The following is a 15,655-nucleotide window of genomic DNA, read 5'->3' as shown; positions in this document are numbered from 1 at the left end:
TGCTACGCTGCCAGCCCATGATGAAACCGATGCCCTCCTTGCTGCTCGCCTTTGTAGCCGCCTGCCTGCTGGCCGCCTGCCATCCGGCAGCGCAAAAAGAAGCCGCAGCCAAGCCCGCCTATCTGGCGGGCGCCTACGCCCCCTCCCTGAAACGCCAGCCTTCCGTGGCCCAGATGATGGCCATGGGACGCGCCATGTTTTTCGAACCCAGCCTGTCCGTGTCGGGGAAGATGTCGTGCGCCAGCTGCCACAGTCCCGAACACGCGTACGGTCCGCCGAACGCGCTGGCGGTACAGCTGGGCGGCCCGGAATTGAAGGATGCGGGCACGCGCGCGGCGCCCTCGCTGCGCTACCTGCAGACCGCGCCCGCCTTTACCGAGCACTATCACGACGACGATGGCGACGACAGCGTCGACGCGGGCCCCACGGGCGGGCGCAACTGGGATGGCCGCGCCCAGTCCGGCCATGAGCAGGCGCTGGCGCCGTTGCTCTCCAAACGCGAGATGGGCAACCGCGACGCGGCCGCCGTCGTCGCCAAATTGCGCGCTGGCCCCCTGGCGGCGCAATTCCGCCAGACGTATGGCGCCGATATCTTCGAGCAGCCGGGCCAGGCGCTGCGCTGGGCGCTGATGTCGCTGGAAGTGTTCCAGGAAAGCCCGTTGGATTTCTATCCATACACGAGCAAGTACGACGCCGTGCTGCGCAAGCAGGCCGTTTTGAGTCCGCAGGAAGCGCGCGGCCTGGCCCTGTTCAACGATGAGCGCAAGGGCAATTGCGCCTCCTGCCACATCAGCCAGGTGAGCGCCGGCGGCGCCTTTCCCCAATTTACGGACTACGGTTTGATCAATATCGGCGTGCCGCGCAATGGCAAGCTGCCGGCTAATGCGGACCCGGCGTTCTTCGACATGGGTTTATGTGGCCCGGACCGCACCGACTTGATGAAGCACAAGGAGTACTGCGGCAGCTTCAAGACGCCGTCCCTGCGCAATGTCGCCCTGCGCAAGGTGTTTTTCCACAACGGCAGTTTCACCAGCCTGGAGCAGGTGCTGCGTTTTTACGTGCAGCGCGATACGGCGCCGCAAAAATGGTATCCCAAGGACAACAATGGCAAGGTGCGCAAATACAACGATCTGCCGCCCGGCCTGGAAGCGAACGTGAATGTGGAAGCGCCGTTCGACCGCCAGCCGGGCCAGGCGCCGGCCCTGAACGAGCGGGAGATCGCCGACGTGATCGCCTTCCTGCATACCCTGACGGATGGCTATCCGGCGCTCCGCCCGGCAGAGGGGAAGCATGGCTGAAAAGATATCAAGATACCATTGCTTACAACTATGCCACAAAAGCGTGTTTTTATGTGCGTTAGCGCACGCTAGAAAATTTTAGGCAGGTGTATATTGCGAACTGATCTGTGTCTTTTGATAACAATGAAAGGGAATATCATGAAAGTAAGCAAAAATTGGATGACCGTGTGCGCCGCCGGCATGATGGTTGTGGCACTGGCTGCCTGCCAGAAGAAGGACGATGTCGCCGCCGGTCCTGCGGAACAAGCTGGCCAGAAGATCGATGCGGCCGCTGCCAAGGCTGAAGCCGACATCAAGGCCGCCGCTACCAAAGCCGACGCTGCCGTGAGCCAGGCTGCCTCCGATACGAGCGCCAAGATGGACCAGGTCGCCGCTGACGCGGACAAGAAAATGAGCGAAGCGGCCGATGCCGTCGGCAAGAAAGTGGAAAAAGCCGGCGAAAAGATGCAGGACGCCGCGCACAAGTAATCACTGCGCCAGGGCCGGCCGCTGCCGGTCCGGTCCCCGTGGCTGCCGTCAGGTGATGGCGGCTGCGGCGACGCCATCGCCGGCGCCCGCCTGCCTGCCGTGCGCCGCCATCCCTGTACTTGCACCATCGATCCCGTCCGTTCCCCCCAGTACCACGCTCAAATCGACATAGCCGTCGCGCCACGCGCGTTCCAGGTCTTGCTCCACCGCTTCCAGGGTCGTTCTTTCCACCTGCTGAAAACCGCGCAAGCCATACGCCCGGTTGCGCCCGTGCGCCTTGGCCAGGTACAGCGCCATGTCGATCAGGTTGACGCTGCGTTCCCACGTAAGCGGCCGTCCCAGCGGCGCCAGCGGATAGGGCGCAAAGCCCACGGACACGTGCACCTGAATGGTCTGCCCCTGGTAGTCTATGCTTTGCACCGCCATGCCGTTGAGGATGCGCCGCGCGATATCGTCGAGCCCGTCGCGCGCGACGGCAGGCAGGAAGGCGAGGAATTCCTCGCCGCCCCAGCGCACGATCATGTCTGTTTCGCGCAACACATCGTGCAAGGTTTCGGCGATGGTCGTCAGTACCAGGTCGCCCGCCGCATGGCCGTAAGCGTCGTTGATGTGCTTGAAATGGTCGACGTCGAGCAGGAACAGCGCGCCCACGACGTCGTTGCCACCGTAGGCCGGCTGCGGCTTGCCCGCATGGCTGCGCATGAATTCCTGGAAGTGGCGGCGGTTGTACAGGGCCGTCAGCGGGTCGCGCGAGCTCTGACGCTTGAGTTCCTGGTTTTTCACCTTCAGCTGCACGTTTGCGTGGCGCACCTTGCGGTACAGCAAACCGACGATGACGGACGCCATGGCCAGCACCAGCGCCAGCAGCCACCACACGCGCTGCTGCAGGCGGCGGTTGTCGATTTCCGTGCTTTTCAGCTGATTTTCGCGGCTCAGCAGCTCGATCTGGCGTTGTTTCTTTTCCGCCTCATACTTTTCTTGCAGCTCATACACGGCCTTTTGCCGCTGCTTTTCGAACAGCTGGTTGGAAATACCCCGCTCGCGGTGATACGCCGTGACGGCGCCGCGCAGGTCGCCCGCCTGTTCCAGCGCCATGCCGTATTCCAGCAGCACCGCCTGCATGTCCGGCTGGTTGGCCGTGCGTTCATAGTAGGCCAGGCCCGTGGCCACGCTTTGCTTGCCTTCCTGCAGCCGTCCCTGGCCGATCAGCGCCTGGCCGATATTGAGCCGCGCCGTCGCCTCCACCTGTTCGTCGTTGACCAGGCGCGCCGCCGTGATGGCTTCATTCGCGTAGCGCTGGGCGCGCGCGTAGTCGCCTTCCTTCAGATAGCTGTCCGACAGATTGACGAGAGTGACGGCGACCATGCCGCGCGCGCGCAGCTGGCGTTCCAGCGCCAGGGCCGCCAGCAGGGCGCGCTGGCCCCGCTGCGGCTGCTGCGCGTCGAGCGCCAGCCCGTATTCCGTGTTCTTCGCCTGCGCCATGCGGCCCGGCGATTCCAGTGTCGCGGAGACTGCCAGCAATTCGTCGAGCACCTCGAAGCCCTTGTCGTATTCGCGCATCTGCGTGTACAGCAAGGTGAGCGCATTCAGGGCGGCGGCCAGGCTGGAAGGGGATTCGCTCTGGCGCGCCAGGTCGACGGCCGCCTGCAGCTTGGCCAGCGCAAACGGGAAATTGCCTTCCTCGGCCCACGACTGGCCCGCGCTGATGGTCGCTTGCACGCGCACGGGCAAGTCGTCCGTGCGGTTGGCGATGCGTTCCGCTTCAAAGGCCAGCAGGTGCGAGGCGCGGCGCTCGTTCCTGGCAAACGTGATGTAGGCCTTGTTGAGCATGCCTTTCGCCAGCGCCACGTCGCTCTTGTTCATGCGGGCGTAGGCGATCAGCTCCTCGGCCAGCTGCATGGCGATGTCGTTCTGCCCCAGGCGCATGCGGGCGTTGCTCAGTTGGGTAAGGAATTCCGCGCGCACGGGCAAGGGGGCGCTGCGCGCCTGCGTTTCCACCTCCTGCAGGCGCTCCAGGGCGCGCGCGGGCACGAAGCGGCCATCGTCGCGCACGGCGGCAAGATACTGCTCAAGGTTGCTGACCTGGGCCTGGGCGGCAGGCGGCAGCAGGCAGGCCAATACCAGCAGCCAATGCGCTTTTCGCCATGATGCCCGTCTCTGTCTGCCTGCCAACGTCCCGCTCCCGCAATGACCACCTGTCTGGAGCAGATTATATTCTGTTGCAATCAAGAAATATCATGCGGGACGCAGAAATTTGCGAAAGTGCACACGGCAGGCATTGACAAAACAGCATTACTGCGCCAGCTGCTGCAGCAGGTACAGGCGCTGGTACAAGCCCCCTTCGATCTGCATCAAGGCGTCGTGCGGCCCCGCTTCCGTGATGCGGCCATGGTTGAGCACGATGATCCGGTCGGCCTCGCGGATGGTCGACAGGCGGTGGGCGATGGCGATGATGGTGACCTTGCCGCGCAATTCATTCAGGGCCAGTTGCACGATCTGCTCCGTCTGGCTATCGATGCGCGACGTCGCTTCGTCCAGCAGCAAAATGCGCGGCTGGCCGGCCAGCGCGCGGGCAATCGCGATCAGCTGCTTCTGCCCCGACGACAGGCGCGAGCCGCCTTCGCCCAGCGGCGTGTCGTAGCCGTGTTCCAGCGCCGCGATGAAGTCGTGCGCATGCGCGGCGCGGGCGGCCGTCTCGATCTGCGCCTGCGTGTAGCCGCGGCCCATGTCGATGTTTTCACGCGCCGAGGCGGCCAGCAGGAAGGGGTCTTGCGGCACCAGGCCCACGTCGGCGCGGAAGTGCTCGTTGTCGATGCTGTCGAGGGGCACGCCGTTGATGGCGATGCTGCCCTGCGTGACGGGGTAGAAGCGCAGCAGCAGGGAGAGCAGGGTCGACTTGCCGCTGCCCGTGTGGCCGACGATGCCGAAGAAGGCGCCCTGGGGAATGCTCAGCGACAGCTCGTGCAGCACGGGCTGGTTTTCCACGTAGGCGAACGTCAGGCGGGAAATGTCGACGGCGGGCACATCGCTGTCCGCTTTCGCCTGCCGCAGGGCCGGAGTCTCCCTTCCCTGTGCGTGTTCCAGCGCCTGCGCTTCATCGAGCAGGGCCGAGACGCGCGCCGTCGCCACGACGGATTGCTGCAATTGGCTGAATTGCATGGTGATCTGGATCAAGGGTTCGATTACGCGCGCGATGTAGCTGATGAACGCATACAGCACGCCCACTTCCACGGCGCCCATCTCGCGCCGGCCGAAGCTGAAGATGACCACGGCCAGCAGCACGATGTTGAGCATGTCGAGCGCGGGGCGCAGCAGCCAGGCGTTGGCGCGCAATTCCTGCATGCGCGCCGTGTAGTGGTCCTGGTTGATGCCCGTGAAGCGCGCGCCGAAGCGCTTTTCCGCGTTATTCGCCTGCAGCACGCTCATGCCGCCGATCGATTCGGCGATCTGGCCATTGATCTCGCTGCGCAGGGCGCGCGCCCGCGTGACGGCCGGCGCGCTCCAGCGCTGGTACAGGAAGACGATGAGCAGCACGGCCGGCAGCAGGGCCAGCACGATCAGCATCAAGCGCCAGTCGAGGAAGGCCATGGCGGCCATGGTGCCGACCAGCACGATGGAGCTGTCGAGGATGACGAACAGCACCTGCACGTACAGCGATTTCACCGCTTCCGTGTCGTTGGTGACGCGGCTGACCAGTTGCCCCGTGATGGCGCGGTCGAAAAAACTCATCGGCAGGCGCAGCACGTGCTGATACACGGTTTCGCGCAGGCGCTGCACCGAGCGCATGGCCAGGCCGGACAGGCGCACCAGCTGCAAATAGCGCAGGCCGGAAGCGACCCAGCCCGTCAGCAGGCAGCCGCCCAGCAGCAGCGACATGCGCGTCCAGTCCAGGTGGCGCGGCAGCAGATGCTGGTCGATCAGGGCCTTGCCTAAAATGGGACCCGTGACTTCCAGCGCGGCGGCGAGGATCAGCCAGAACGTGGCCCAGTACAAATGGCGCAGGTCGGGCGCGGCGGCGCGGCGCAGCAGGCCGACGGCTTGCGCGGCCTGGCGGCGCACGGATGGCGTGGCGGCGGTGGCTTGGTCGTTCTTAGATGGCATCGAGGCTGGCCTCCAGTTGTTGATAGCGCCACTGGCTGGCATACCAGCCGTCGCGCTGCATCAGCGCGTCGTGGTTGCCAGTTTCCGTGACGTGGCCATCGCGCAGCACCAGGATCAGGTCCGCGTTGACGACGGCGCTCAGGCGGTGGCTGGCGATGATGGCGCTGCGCTCGGGGCGGCGCGCGCGCAGTTCTTCCAGGTGCTGCAGGATGCGCGTTTCCGTGCCCGTGTCGACGGCGGACAGCGCATCATCCAACAGCAGCAAGCCGTTGTCGGCCAGCAGGGCGCGGGCAATCGCCACGCGCTGGCGCTGGCCGCCGGACAGGGTGATGCCCTTTTCGCCCACATGCGTTTGATAACCGTCCGGGAACTGCAAAATATCGGCATGAATGTCGGCCAGCTGGGCCGCCCGTTCCACTTCTTCGCGCGTGGCGCCGGGGCGGGCCAGCGCGATATTGTCGGCGATGGTGGCGGAGAATAAAAAGGACTCCTGCGGCACCCAACTGATGGCAGCGCGCAGCGCATGCAGGGTGTAGGCATCCAGCGGCTGGCCGTTCCACGTGGCCGTGCCCGATTGCGGCGTCACCTGGCGCAGCAGCACGCGCAGCAGGGTCGACTTGCCGCTGCCCGTGGGACCGACGAGGCCCAGGGTCTGGCCCGGCTGTAACAGCAGCGAAATGCCGGACAGCGCCGGCGCCGTCTGGCCCGCATACGCAAAGCCGATGTCCTGCAAGTGCAGGGGGCCGGGCGTCAGCGTGGCGATGCTGCCATGGTCGTCGATGGCCAGCGGCGCATCTAACATGGGTTGCAGCCGCTGCCAGGCGGCGCGGCCCCGTTCGATCAGGGACAGCACCCAGCCGGCGGCGAACATGGGCCAGATCAGCTGGCCCAGGTACATGGAAAAGCTCGTCAGTGCGCCGATGGTCAGCTGGTCTTGCCACACGAGGTAGCCGCCCAGGCCCAGGGTCAGCGCCGTGGCCGCCGTCAGGGTCAGGCCGACGGCCGGTTCGTACGCCGCTTCCCAGCGCTGCGCCGTCAGGCTGGCGTTGGCCGCGTGGCCGGCCAGGGTGGAGAATTGCTTGCTGCTGCGCTCTTCCAGGCCCAGCGCGCGCAAGGTGCGCACGCCCGACAGCGATTCCTGCACGTGGTCGTTCAGCGCCGAAAAGCGCTTTAAGGAATCCGTCGACGCCGTGTGGATATGGCTGGAAATGCGCCAGAAGGCCAGTCCCATCAGGGGGAAGGGCAGGAGGGCGATGCAGGCCAGGCGCCAGTCCACGCCCAGCAGCATGATGCCCAGCACCATCAGCAAGGTCAGGGTACCGTCGAAACCGGCCAGCATGGCTTCGCCGGCGGCCATTTCGATGGCGTCGATGTCGTTCGTCGCCAGCGCCATCAGGTCGCCCGTGCGCTGGTTCTGGTAGAACGACGCGCCCTGCTGCGACATGCGCGTGTAGAAGCGTGTGCGCAGCATCACGCCCAGCTGGTAGGCGGCCTTGAACAGGGTGATGCGCCAGCCCACGCGCAGGAAGTAGATGACGACGCCGACGGCGAGCAGGGTCAGCAGCTCAAGCCACAGCTCGGCGGCCGTCATGCGGTGCGCGGCCAGCGCATCGATGATGGCGCCCACGCGGCGCGGGATCCAGACGGTCAGTGTTGCCACGCCTGTCAGCATGACGGCGGCGGCGGCATACGCCGGCCAATGCTGACGCACGAAGCCGGCGATGAGCCTCGATAAACTCATGGTTACCTTTTGTTTTGAGTAATGGGGTGTCGCGGGGCGGAAGGACGGGCACGCGGACGGAAAGTACGCGTAGGATACAACAAGGCGGAAAAGCGCGCTGTGGACGGGCACGCAAAAAACGGGCCGTAGCCCGTTGTTTTGCTGCGTCAGTACCGTGCGCGAGGCTTACTTGCGGCCGCTGCCTTTGCTGCCGCCCAGCATGTCGAGCTGTTTCGATGGCGTGCCCTTGGGCGCTGCCTTGGCGGCCGGCGCAGGGGCGTGCTTCACGGCGGCCTTGGCCACGGTCTTGCCGGCGGTGCTGGCTGGCTTGGCGGCCGGCTTGGCGGGGGCTGGCGCGGCGGCTTTCGCTGGGGCCGCGGCGGTGGCGGGGGCAGGTGCGTGCTTGGCCGTTTCAGGCTTGGCTGCCGGTTTGGCTTCGACGGCTTTCACGGCGGGCTTGTCGGCGGCCTTCTCGGCAACCTTGGCAGGTGCTGCCGCCGGCTTGGCGGCCGGGGCGGCAACAGCGGCTGGCGCTGGCGCTGCCTTGGCGGCCGGCTTGGCTACTTCGGCAGGTTTGGCCACTTCGGCCGGCTTGGCGGCAACGGGCGCGGGCGCCGCTGCCGGCGCAGGTGCAGGTGCAGGTGCAGGTGCGGCGGCAGGCGCGACGACGGCCAGCGCGGGCTTGGCAGGGGCCGGAACAGGCGCGGTTGCGACGACAGGGGCGGCCGCATCAAGGCGGGCCTTGGCCGAGGCCAGCAATTCTGCCTGGGTGCTCGAAGCGATGCCGAACAGCTGGCGGCTGTAGGCCAGCACGCTTTCGATGTTCGGCTGCGCCTGGCTGGTGCTGTAGCTGAAGAAATCGCGCGGATCCTGCGTTTCCAGCAGGTGCTGCGCCGTTTCCGCTGTTTGCGAGATGGCAGCCTTGCCTGCGTTCAGGTTCAGGGCGATGATTTTCTCGGCGCTTTCGAAGACTTTGCTGGTCAGGGTGCTGAAGATTTGCAGCTGGTTTTCCAGTTGCGACTTGGCGGCGCTGGAAATGTGTTCTGGAAGCGGAAACATATTTACTCCTTTGTACGGATTAAAATGCTGGCAAAACGCTCTGCAAAATCCCGAAAACCAGAGTTGGCCGCGTTTTGTAAAGTAGGTAGCGTGCTAAATAGCTGATCATAGACTTTTTATGATGCAACGCAATATGAATATTCTAGCGGTGATTCGAGTTAGTTGAAAGTTATTTTCTTTAGATGGCGCGACGTGTGCTTGCCCCATTCATGCGCCTGGCAGCATTTGCGGGAAGTTTGCGCGCGCGCAAGGTGTTGCCAGGGAATCTATGGCTACGCTTTTGCCAGTGGCTGATTTCTTGCACTGCAGCATCCATGAGAAGTATATTAAATGATAATTAACTGGAAGCACCAGACACAGTCGTCAACCGAAGGAGTGTCCGCATGGACCTAGTCATCCGCAATGCCAGCCTGTCCGACGGGCGCCGCGCCATCGATATCGCCATCGAGGGCGGCCGCATCGCCGCCGTCGGCCCCGCCTTGCCCGTGACGGGCGCGCAAGAGATCGACGCCGCCGGCGATCTGGTCACGCCGCCGTTTGTCGACGCCCACTTCCACATGGATGCCACGCTCAGCTACGGCCTGCCGCGCGTCAACGCCTCCGGCACCCTGCTCGAAGGCATCGCCCTGTGGGGCGAGCTGAAACCGCAGCTGACGCAGGACGCGCTGATCGAACGCGCCCTGCAGTATTGCGACTGGGCCGTGGCGCGCGGCTTGCTGGCCATCCGCTCGCACGTGGATATCTGCGACCCGCGCCTGCTGGCCGTGGAAGCGCTGCTCGACGTCAAGCGGCAAGTGGCGCCGTATCTCGATCTGCAGCTGGTGGCCTTTCCGCAGGATGGCATCCTGCGCAGTCCCGGCGCTTTCGACAATCTGAAGCGCGCGATCGCCATGGGCGTCGACGTGGTGGGCGGCATCCCGCATTTCGAGCGCACCATGGCCGACGGCGCGGAATCCGTGCGCCTGCTGTGCGAATTTGCCTGCGAGCGTGGGCTGATGGTCGACATGCATTGCGACGAATCGGACGACCCGCTGTCGCGCCACATCGAAACCCTGGCCTTCCACAGCCAGCGCTTGGGGTTGCAGGGCAGGGTGACGGGTTCGCACCTGACGTCCATGCATTCGATGGACAATTATTATGTGAGCAAACTGCTGCCCCTGATCCGCGAGGCGGGCGTGGCGGCCATTGCCAACCCCCTCATCAACATCACGTTGCAGGCGCGCCACGATACGTATCCGAAGCGGCGCGGCATGACGCGCGTGCCCGAGATGCTGGCCGCCGGCATTCCCGTCGCCTTCGGCCACGATTGCGTGATGGACCCGTGGTACAGCCTCGGTTCCGGCGACATGCTGGAAGTGGCGCACATGGGCTTGCACGTGGCGCAGATGACGGGCCAGCAGGCGATGCACGAGTGTTTTTTGGCCGTGACGGAGACGCCGGCGCGCATCCTGGGCCTGGACGGCTACGGCATCGCGCCCGGCTGCCATGCGGACTTGCTGATCCTCGATTGCGGCTCCACGGTGGAAGCGCTGCGCCTGCGCGCGGCGCGGCGCCTGGTGCTGCGGCGCGGGAAAGTCGTCAGCGAGGCGCCGCGCGCGCAATCGCGCCTGCACCTGCCGGGGCGGCCCGACAGTGTGAACTTCCGCCTGGGGCGCTGATACAATCGGCCATCACTTGTCATTGGGAGCACCGCCTTGAAAGAAATTGATATCCGCCCGGCCAACGAAGCCGATTTCGACGCCATGTGGGCCATCTTCCAGGTCCTGGTGGCCGCTGGCGACACCTATACCTTCCCCGCCGATACCACGCGCGAAGAGTGCCACGCCTACTGGTTCGGTCCCGGCGTGCAAAGCTTCGTCGCCGTGATGGGCAGCGAGCGTCTGCTGGGCATGTACAAGCTGGTGGCGAACCAGCCGGGTCATGGATCGCACGTGGCCAATGCCTCGTTCATGGTCGATCCCGCCGCGCAAGGCGTGGGCGTGGGCCGCCTGATGGGCGTGCACTGCATGGAAGAGGCGCGCCGCGCGGGCTACCTGGCGATGCAGTTCAACTTCGTCGTCAGCACCAACCTGGCCGCCGTCACCCTGTGGAAAAAACTGGGCTTCACGGTGGTCGCCACCCTGCCGCTGGCCTACCGCCACGCGCAGCTGGGCTATGTCGACGCCTACGTGATGTACCAGCTGCTGACCGACCCGATGCAGTGGCCGGCATGAGCGGCGCCATGACAGAGCCGATCACCGTCATCGAGACGCCCCGTCTGCGTCTGCGCACGGCCACCCTGGACGATGCGGCCTTCTACATGGAGCTGGTCAACGACCCGTCGTGGATCGTCAATATCGGCCAGCGCAACATCCATACCCTGGAAGCGGCCCGCGCCGCGCTGGAGTCGGGACCCATGGCGCAGTTCCGCGAACACGGTTATTCGCTGTACATCGTCGAGCGCCGCAGCGACGGCGCCCCCGTGGGCATGGCCGGCCTGGTGCGCCGCGACAGCCTGCCCGGCCCCGATATCGGCTATGCCGTACGTCCCGCCTACTGGGGCCAGGGCTATGCCTGGGAAGCGGCGGCCGCCATCGTGCGGCATGCGCAGCACGTGCTGCGCCTGCCCACCCTGTACGGCATCACCTCGCTGCAGAACCAGGCGTCGATCAACCTGCTCAACAAGCTGGGGCTGCGCTTCGAGCGCTTTACGCGCCGCCAGCCGGATGGCAAGGATACGAATGTCTACCGCCGCGATTTTCGTCTGGATTGAATGGGCAAGGCGTATCGTCAGGCTGAAAAATAGTATTTAAAATCCGGCCGCTTTTGTAGTGGTGGCGCGCAGTCTTTGTTTTTATAGTTGGCATACCGGTGGAAGACCGCCGGACTATAAAAACTGGAGACTCGTGATGAAAATCGTTACTGCTATTGCATGGGGCGGCGTCATGTCCGCCGCCTGCGCGTCGATGCCGGCGGCATTGGCGCAAAGCTGCTCGGTGCCCGTCCTCAAGGTGCTGGCGCAAAAAAGCCTGGGCCTGACCGTGATGGAAAAGACCCTGGCCGAGTATGAAAAGAAAAACGGCACCAAGGTGCAGATCAGCTATTTCGGCGAAAACGACCGCCGCTCCAAGGCCAGGCTCGACGCTTCCACCAAGGCCGGCTCCTACCAGATCTATTACATCGACGAAGCCAACGTGGCCGAATTTGCCACGGCCGGCTGGGTCGTCCCCCTGCTCAAATACCTGCCCAAGGATGCCGATTACGACGACTTCCTGCCGGGCCGCCGCGCCGTCGCCTCGTACAAGGGCGTGGCGTATTTCGCGCCCCTGATCGGCGGCAGCGACTTCCTGTTCTACCGCCGCGACCTGCTGGAAAAGGCCGGCATCGCCGTGCCGAAGACGCTCGACGAACTGGTCGCCGCCGTGAAAAAACTGAACAACCCGCCGAACGTGTATGGCTGGGCGGCGCGGGGCCAGCGCGGCTCGGGCATGAATGTGTGGCGCTGGGCGCCGTTCATGCTGGCCGCCGGCGGCAAATGGGAAAACAATGGCGTGCCGGCCTTCAATTCGCCGCAGGCCGTGAAGGCCACCACCCTGTACCGCGAGCTGTTCAAGTACTCGCCGCCGGGCGGCGCCACCTACGACTGGAGCAATGCGCTCGAAGCGTTCAGGTCGGGCAAGGTGGCCTTCATGATCGAATCGACGCCGTTCGCCGACTGGATGGAAGACCCGAAGAAATCCTCGGTGGTCGACAAGGTGGGTTATGTGCGCCCGCCATCGCCGCTGCCATCGGCCGCGTATGGCCACGGCCTGGCTATCTCCGCCACGGGCGCCAGGGATGAATGCACGCGCCAGGCGGCTGGCAAGTTCATCGCCTGGGCCACGGGCAAGGAGCAGGAACAGGCGCGCCTGAAGGATAACGTCTTCAGCGACTACAACCGCAGCAGCACCATCGCCAGCGAGTACTTCCGCAAGCACGTCAAGCCGCAGATCCAGGCGGGCCTGACGGACACCACGCCCGTCTCGCGCGTCACCATCTGGCCCAGCCCCGAGTGGCCGGACATCGGCGACAACCTGGGCGTCGTGCTGGAAGAGGTGTTTACGGGCACGCGCGGCGACGTGCAAAGCGCGCTCGATGAAGCGAATGAGTACGCCACGGAAGTGATGCAGCGGGCGCAGAAGAGAAAGTAATTCCCATGCTGTTTAGCCGCCGTCCTTCAAGACGGCGGCCAGCTTCCCTGTGCCTGACAGTCCGTTGCGAGAGTCTCTCCTATGCCGCATACCATCCGCAAGAAACGCCATACCTGGCTGCCGGCCGTGTTCCTCACGCTGCCGCTGCTGGTCCTGCTGATACTGGGCCTGGTGCCCAGTATCGCCGCCATCAACCTGGCCCTGCAAAACCGCGTGCTACGCTACAGCGACAGCGACTACGTCGGTTTTGCCAATTTCATCCGCCTGTTTGGCGACCGCCGCTTCCTCAATGCCGTGCAGGTGTCGGCCATATGGGAAGTGGTCACCGTGGCCGGCTCGCTGCTCGTCGGCGTGCTGCTGGCCGTCTTCCTGTTCGAGAAAGTCAAGGGACGCACGCGCGATGTCATCGCGCTGCTGCTGATCGTGCCCGTGCTGCTGCCGCGCGTGTCGGCCGCCTTCATCTGGAAGTTCATGTATTCGCCGCTGATGGGCATTTTGAACTGGCTGCTCGAATGCGTGGGCCTGGGCGGCACGGCGCTGCTGTCGGACCCCGCCACGGCCCTGTATGCGGTGGCGCTGGTCGATATCTGGCAGTGGGGCCTGTTCTTCGGCGCCGTCATCCTGAAGCTGCTGGAAACCCTGCCTGCCGAACCGCTGGAAGCGGCGCGCCTCGATTACGCCAGCACGCTCCAGGTGTATGCCTACATCGCGCTGCCCATGCTGAAGGTACCCATCATGAGCCTCGTGTTCATCAAGATGGTCGAGTCGCTGCGTTCGTTCGACCTGATCTACGTGATGACCAAGGGCGGCCCCGGCATCTCCACCGAAACGCTGGACATGTACGCGTATGCGCAAGGCATCGGCCTGATGGGCAAGGTGTCGTACGCCTCCAGCATGGCCGTGCTGATGATGCTGGCCACGACTGTCATCTTCACTCTACTCTGGAAGCGGGTCGCCAAATGGGAAAACTGACTTTGACGCGCGGCGTTGGTGCCGTCACCACCACCGCCATCACCACCGTGATTATCCTAGTGGCGCTGTTTCCCATCCTGTGGGCCGTGCTCAATTCCTTCAAGGAGCTGATGGATATCGTCACGCCCGTGCCGCGCTTTTTCTTCAGCCCGACCCTGGCCAACTACCAGCAGGTGCTGGCCAGCCCGGAAGTGCTGACGGGGCTGGGCAACAGCGTGGCCATCGTCGGCGTGGCCGTGCTGCTGGGCGCCGTGCTGGGCGTGCCGGCCGCGTATGCGATCGCCCGCTATCCGATTCCGGCGAAGAAGGATATCCAGTTCTTCCTGCTGTCCCTGCGCTTTTTGCCGCCCGTGGCCGTCGCCATTCCGCTGATCTCCATCTGGATCGACCTGGGGCTGTACGACTCGCGCCTGTCGATGGTGGTGACGTATCTGCTGGTGACCCTGTCGACCATCATCTGGCTGTCGATTCCCGCGTTTGCCCGCATCCCCAAGGAGATCGAGGAAGCGGCCGCGCTGGACGGCTATGGCCCCTACCAGGTGTTCTGGCATGTGGCCCTGCCGGTAGCCTCGAAGACCCTGATGGGCGGCATCGTCTTCAGCTTCGTGCTGGTCTGGAATGAACTGATGATCGCGCTGGCGCTCACCTCGTCGAAAAGCATGACCCTGCCCGTGGTGGCGTCGGCGTTTACCTCGATGGGCCAGGAAGTGCCGTGGGGCGTGGTGAACGCTTCCACCGTGCTGCTGGCGCTGCCGCCGCTGCTGTTCGTCGGCATCCTGGGACGGCTGCTCAACTCCATGCTCAAACACAAATAAAAGGAATTCATCATGCAAGCACTCGTACTGGAACAGGCGGAAAAAATCACCTTGCGCGACATCGACATGCCGCTCGTCGTCGGCCCGCGCGACGTGAAGATCAAGATTCATACTGTCGGCATCTGCGGCAGCGACGTGCACTACTTCAAACATGGCAAGATCGGCCCCTTCGCCGTCGAAGCACCGATGGTGCTCGGCCACGAAGCGTCCGGCGTGGTGGCCGAAGCAGGGGATGAGGTGACGCATTTGAAAGCGGGCGACCGCGTCTGCATGGAGCCGGGCGTGCCGCAGTTCGATTCGCCGGCCACCATGCGCGGCCTGTACAACCTCGACCCGGCCGTGCGCTTCTGGGCCACGCCGCCCATCCACGGCTGCCTCACGCCGTATGTCGTGCACCCGGCCGCGTTCACCTTCAAGCTGCCCGACAACGTCAGCTTCGGCGAAGGCGCCATCGTCGAGCCGCTGGCCATCGGCCTGCAGGCGGCCAAGAAGGCGGCCATCAAGCCGGGCGACGTGGCGGTGGTCATCGGCGCAGGCACCATCGGCGCGATGACTGCGCTGGCCGCGCTGGCGGGCGGCTGCTCGCGCGTGATCCTGGCCGACCTGGTGCCGGAAAAACTGGCCCTGTTCGCCGATAACGCCGCCGTGACCACCGTCGACGTGCGCCAGGCCAGCCTGGCCGACACGGTGCGCGAACTGACGGATGGCTGGGGCGCCGACATCGTCTTCGAGGCCAGCGGCAGCATGCGCGCCTACGACCATATCGTCGACCTGCTGTGCCCCAACGGCTGCCTGGTGCTGGTCGGCATGCCGCCCGGGCACGTGCCTTTCGATATCGTCGCCATCCAGGCCAAGGAAGTGCGCATCGAATCGGTGTTCCGCTACGCGAACATCTTCCCGCGCGCGATCGCCTTGCTCGCTTCGGGCAAGATCGACGTGAAGCCCTTCATTTCGCGCACCTTCGGCTTTGCCGACGGCGTGCAGGCGTTCGAGGAAGCGGCCAAGGGCCATCCGCGCGACGTCAAGATACAAATCGAACTGGCAGGAGACTGA

13 protein-coding genes are annotated in these 15,655 nt (G+C 64.7%); 9 read left to right on the top strand and 4 right to left on the bottom strand.

The window, feature by feature from the left end:
- Positions 1 to 20 precede the first annotated feature (20 nt).
- Both AC1RJW_RS23910 and AC1RJW_RS23905 read left to right on the top strand, forming a co-directional pair.
- Positions 21 to 1,298, top strand: coding sequence for a cytochrome-c peroxidase (locus tag AC1RJW_RS23910; RefSeq protein ID WP_493047306.1), 1,278 nt, complete (start codon positions 21 to 23; stop codon positions 1,296 to 1,298).
- Between the two features lie 138 nt (positions 1,299 to 1,436).
- The gene (locus AC1RJW_RS23905; protein ID WP_493047161.1) at positions 1,437 to 1,766 is read left to right on the top strand and encodes a hypothetical protein; all 330 of its coding nucleotides are present in this window, start codon (positions 1,437 to 1,439) and stop codon (positions 1,764 to 1,766) included.
- 48 nt (positions 1,767 to 1,814) lie between these two features.
- On the opposite strand, the gene AC1RJW_RS23900 is transcribed toward AC1RJW_RS23905, so the two are convergent.
- The 4 genes from AC1RJW_RS23900 to AC1RJW_RS23885 form a co-directional block, all read right to left on the bottom strand.
- Positions 1,815 to 3,884 carry a sensor domain-containing diguanylate cyclase gene (locus AC1RJW_RS23900; RefSeq protein ID WP_493047160.1) on the bottom strand — a complete coding sequence of 690 codons (2,070 nt, stop codon included), beginning with the start codon at positions 3,882 to 3,884 and terminating at the stop codon, positions 1,815 to 1,817.
- Positions 3,885 to 4,058: 174 nt separating this feature from the next.
- Positions 4,059 to 5,867: an ABC transporter ATP-binding protein gene (locus AC1RJW_RS23895; RefSeq protein WP_493047159.1), complete on the bottom strand. Its 1,809-nt coding sequence runs from the start codon at positions 5,865 to 5,867 to the stop codon at positions 4,059 to 4,061.
- Complete coding sequence (locus tag AC1RJW_RS23890) at positions 5,857 to 7,608, bottom strand: ABC transporter ATP-binding protein (RefSeq protein WP_493047158.1); 1,752 nt, start codon at positions 7,606 to 7,608, stop codon at positions 5,857 to 5,859. Before AC1RJW_RS23890 ends, AC1RJW_RS23895 begins: the two co-directional genes overlap by 11 nt.
- Before the next feature lie 165 nt (positions 7,609 to 7,773).
- A complete protein-coding gene (locus AC1RJW_RS23885; protein WP_493047157.1) occupies positions 7,774 to 8,646 on the bottom strand; it encodes a phasin family protein in 873 nt (290 codons plus the stop codon).
- A gap of 383 nt (positions 8,647 to 9,029) precedes the next feature.
- Between AC1RJW_RS23885 and AC1RJW_RS23880 the strand changes: the two genes are divergently transcribed.
- The 7 genes from AC1RJW_RS23880 (at position 9,030) to AC1RJW_RS23850 (ending at position 15,655) form a co-directional block, all read left to right on the top strand.
- Positions 9,030 to 10,304 carry an amidohydrolase family protein gene (locus tag AC1RJW_RS23880; RefSeq protein WP_493047156.1) on the top strand — a complete coding sequence of 425 codons (1,275 nt, stop codon included), beginning with the start codon at positions 9,030 to 9,032 and terminating at the stop codon, positions 10,302 to 10,304.
- 36 nt (positions 10,305 to 10,340) lie between these two features.
- Positions 10,341 to 10,859 carry a GNAT family N-acetyltransferase gene (locus tag AC1RJW_RS23875; RefSeq protein ID WP_493047155.1) on the top strand — a complete coding sequence of 173 codons (519 nt, stop codon included), beginning with the start codon at positions 10,341 to 10,343 and terminating at the stop codon, positions 10,857 to 10,859.
- A gap of 8 nt (positions 10,860 to 10,867) precedes the next feature.
- Entirely contained in the window at positions 10,868 to 11,398 is a 531-nt protein-coding gene (locus tag AC1RJW_RS23870; protein WP_493047154.1) for a GNAT family N-acetyltransferase, read from the top strand.
- Positions 11,399 to 11,570: 172 nt separating this feature from the next.
- On the top strand, positions 11,571 to 12,815 hold the full coding sequence (locus AC1RJW_RS23865; RefSeq protein WP_436495930.1) for an ABC transporter substrate-binding protein: 1,245 nt from the start codon (positions 11,571 to 11,573) through the stop codon (positions 12,813 to 12,815).
- 81 nt (positions 12,816 to 12,896) lie between these two features.
- The gene (locus tag AC1RJW_RS23860) at positions 12,897 to 13,787 is read left to right on the top strand and encodes a carbohydrate ABC transporter permease (protein ID WP_493047153.1); all 891 of its coding nucleotides are present in this window, start codon (positions 12,897 to 12,899) and stop codon (positions 13,785 to 13,787) included.
- Positions 13,775 to 14,602, top strand: coding sequence for a carbohydrate ABC transporter permease (locus AC1RJW_RS23855; protein ID WP_121670323.1), 828 nt, complete (start codon positions 13,775 to 13,777; stop codon positions 14,600 to 14,602). The genes AC1RJW_RS23860 and AC1RJW_RS23855 overlap by 13 nt, the downstream gene beginning before the upstream one ends.
- A gap of 12 nt (positions 14,603 to 14,614) precedes the next feature.
- Positions 14,615 to 15,655 carry an NAD(P)-dependent alcohol dehydrogenase gene (locus AC1RJW_RS23850; RefSeq protein WP_493047152.1) on the top strand — a complete coding sequence of 347 codons (1,041 nt, stop codon included), beginning with the start codon at positions 14,615 to 14,617 and terminating at the stop codon, positions 15,653 to 15,655.

The sequence above is a fragment of the Janthinobacterium sp. GW822-FHT07A03 genome (assembly GCF_058798815.1).
This window is presented reverse-complemented; position numbering and strand designations above follow the sequence as displayed.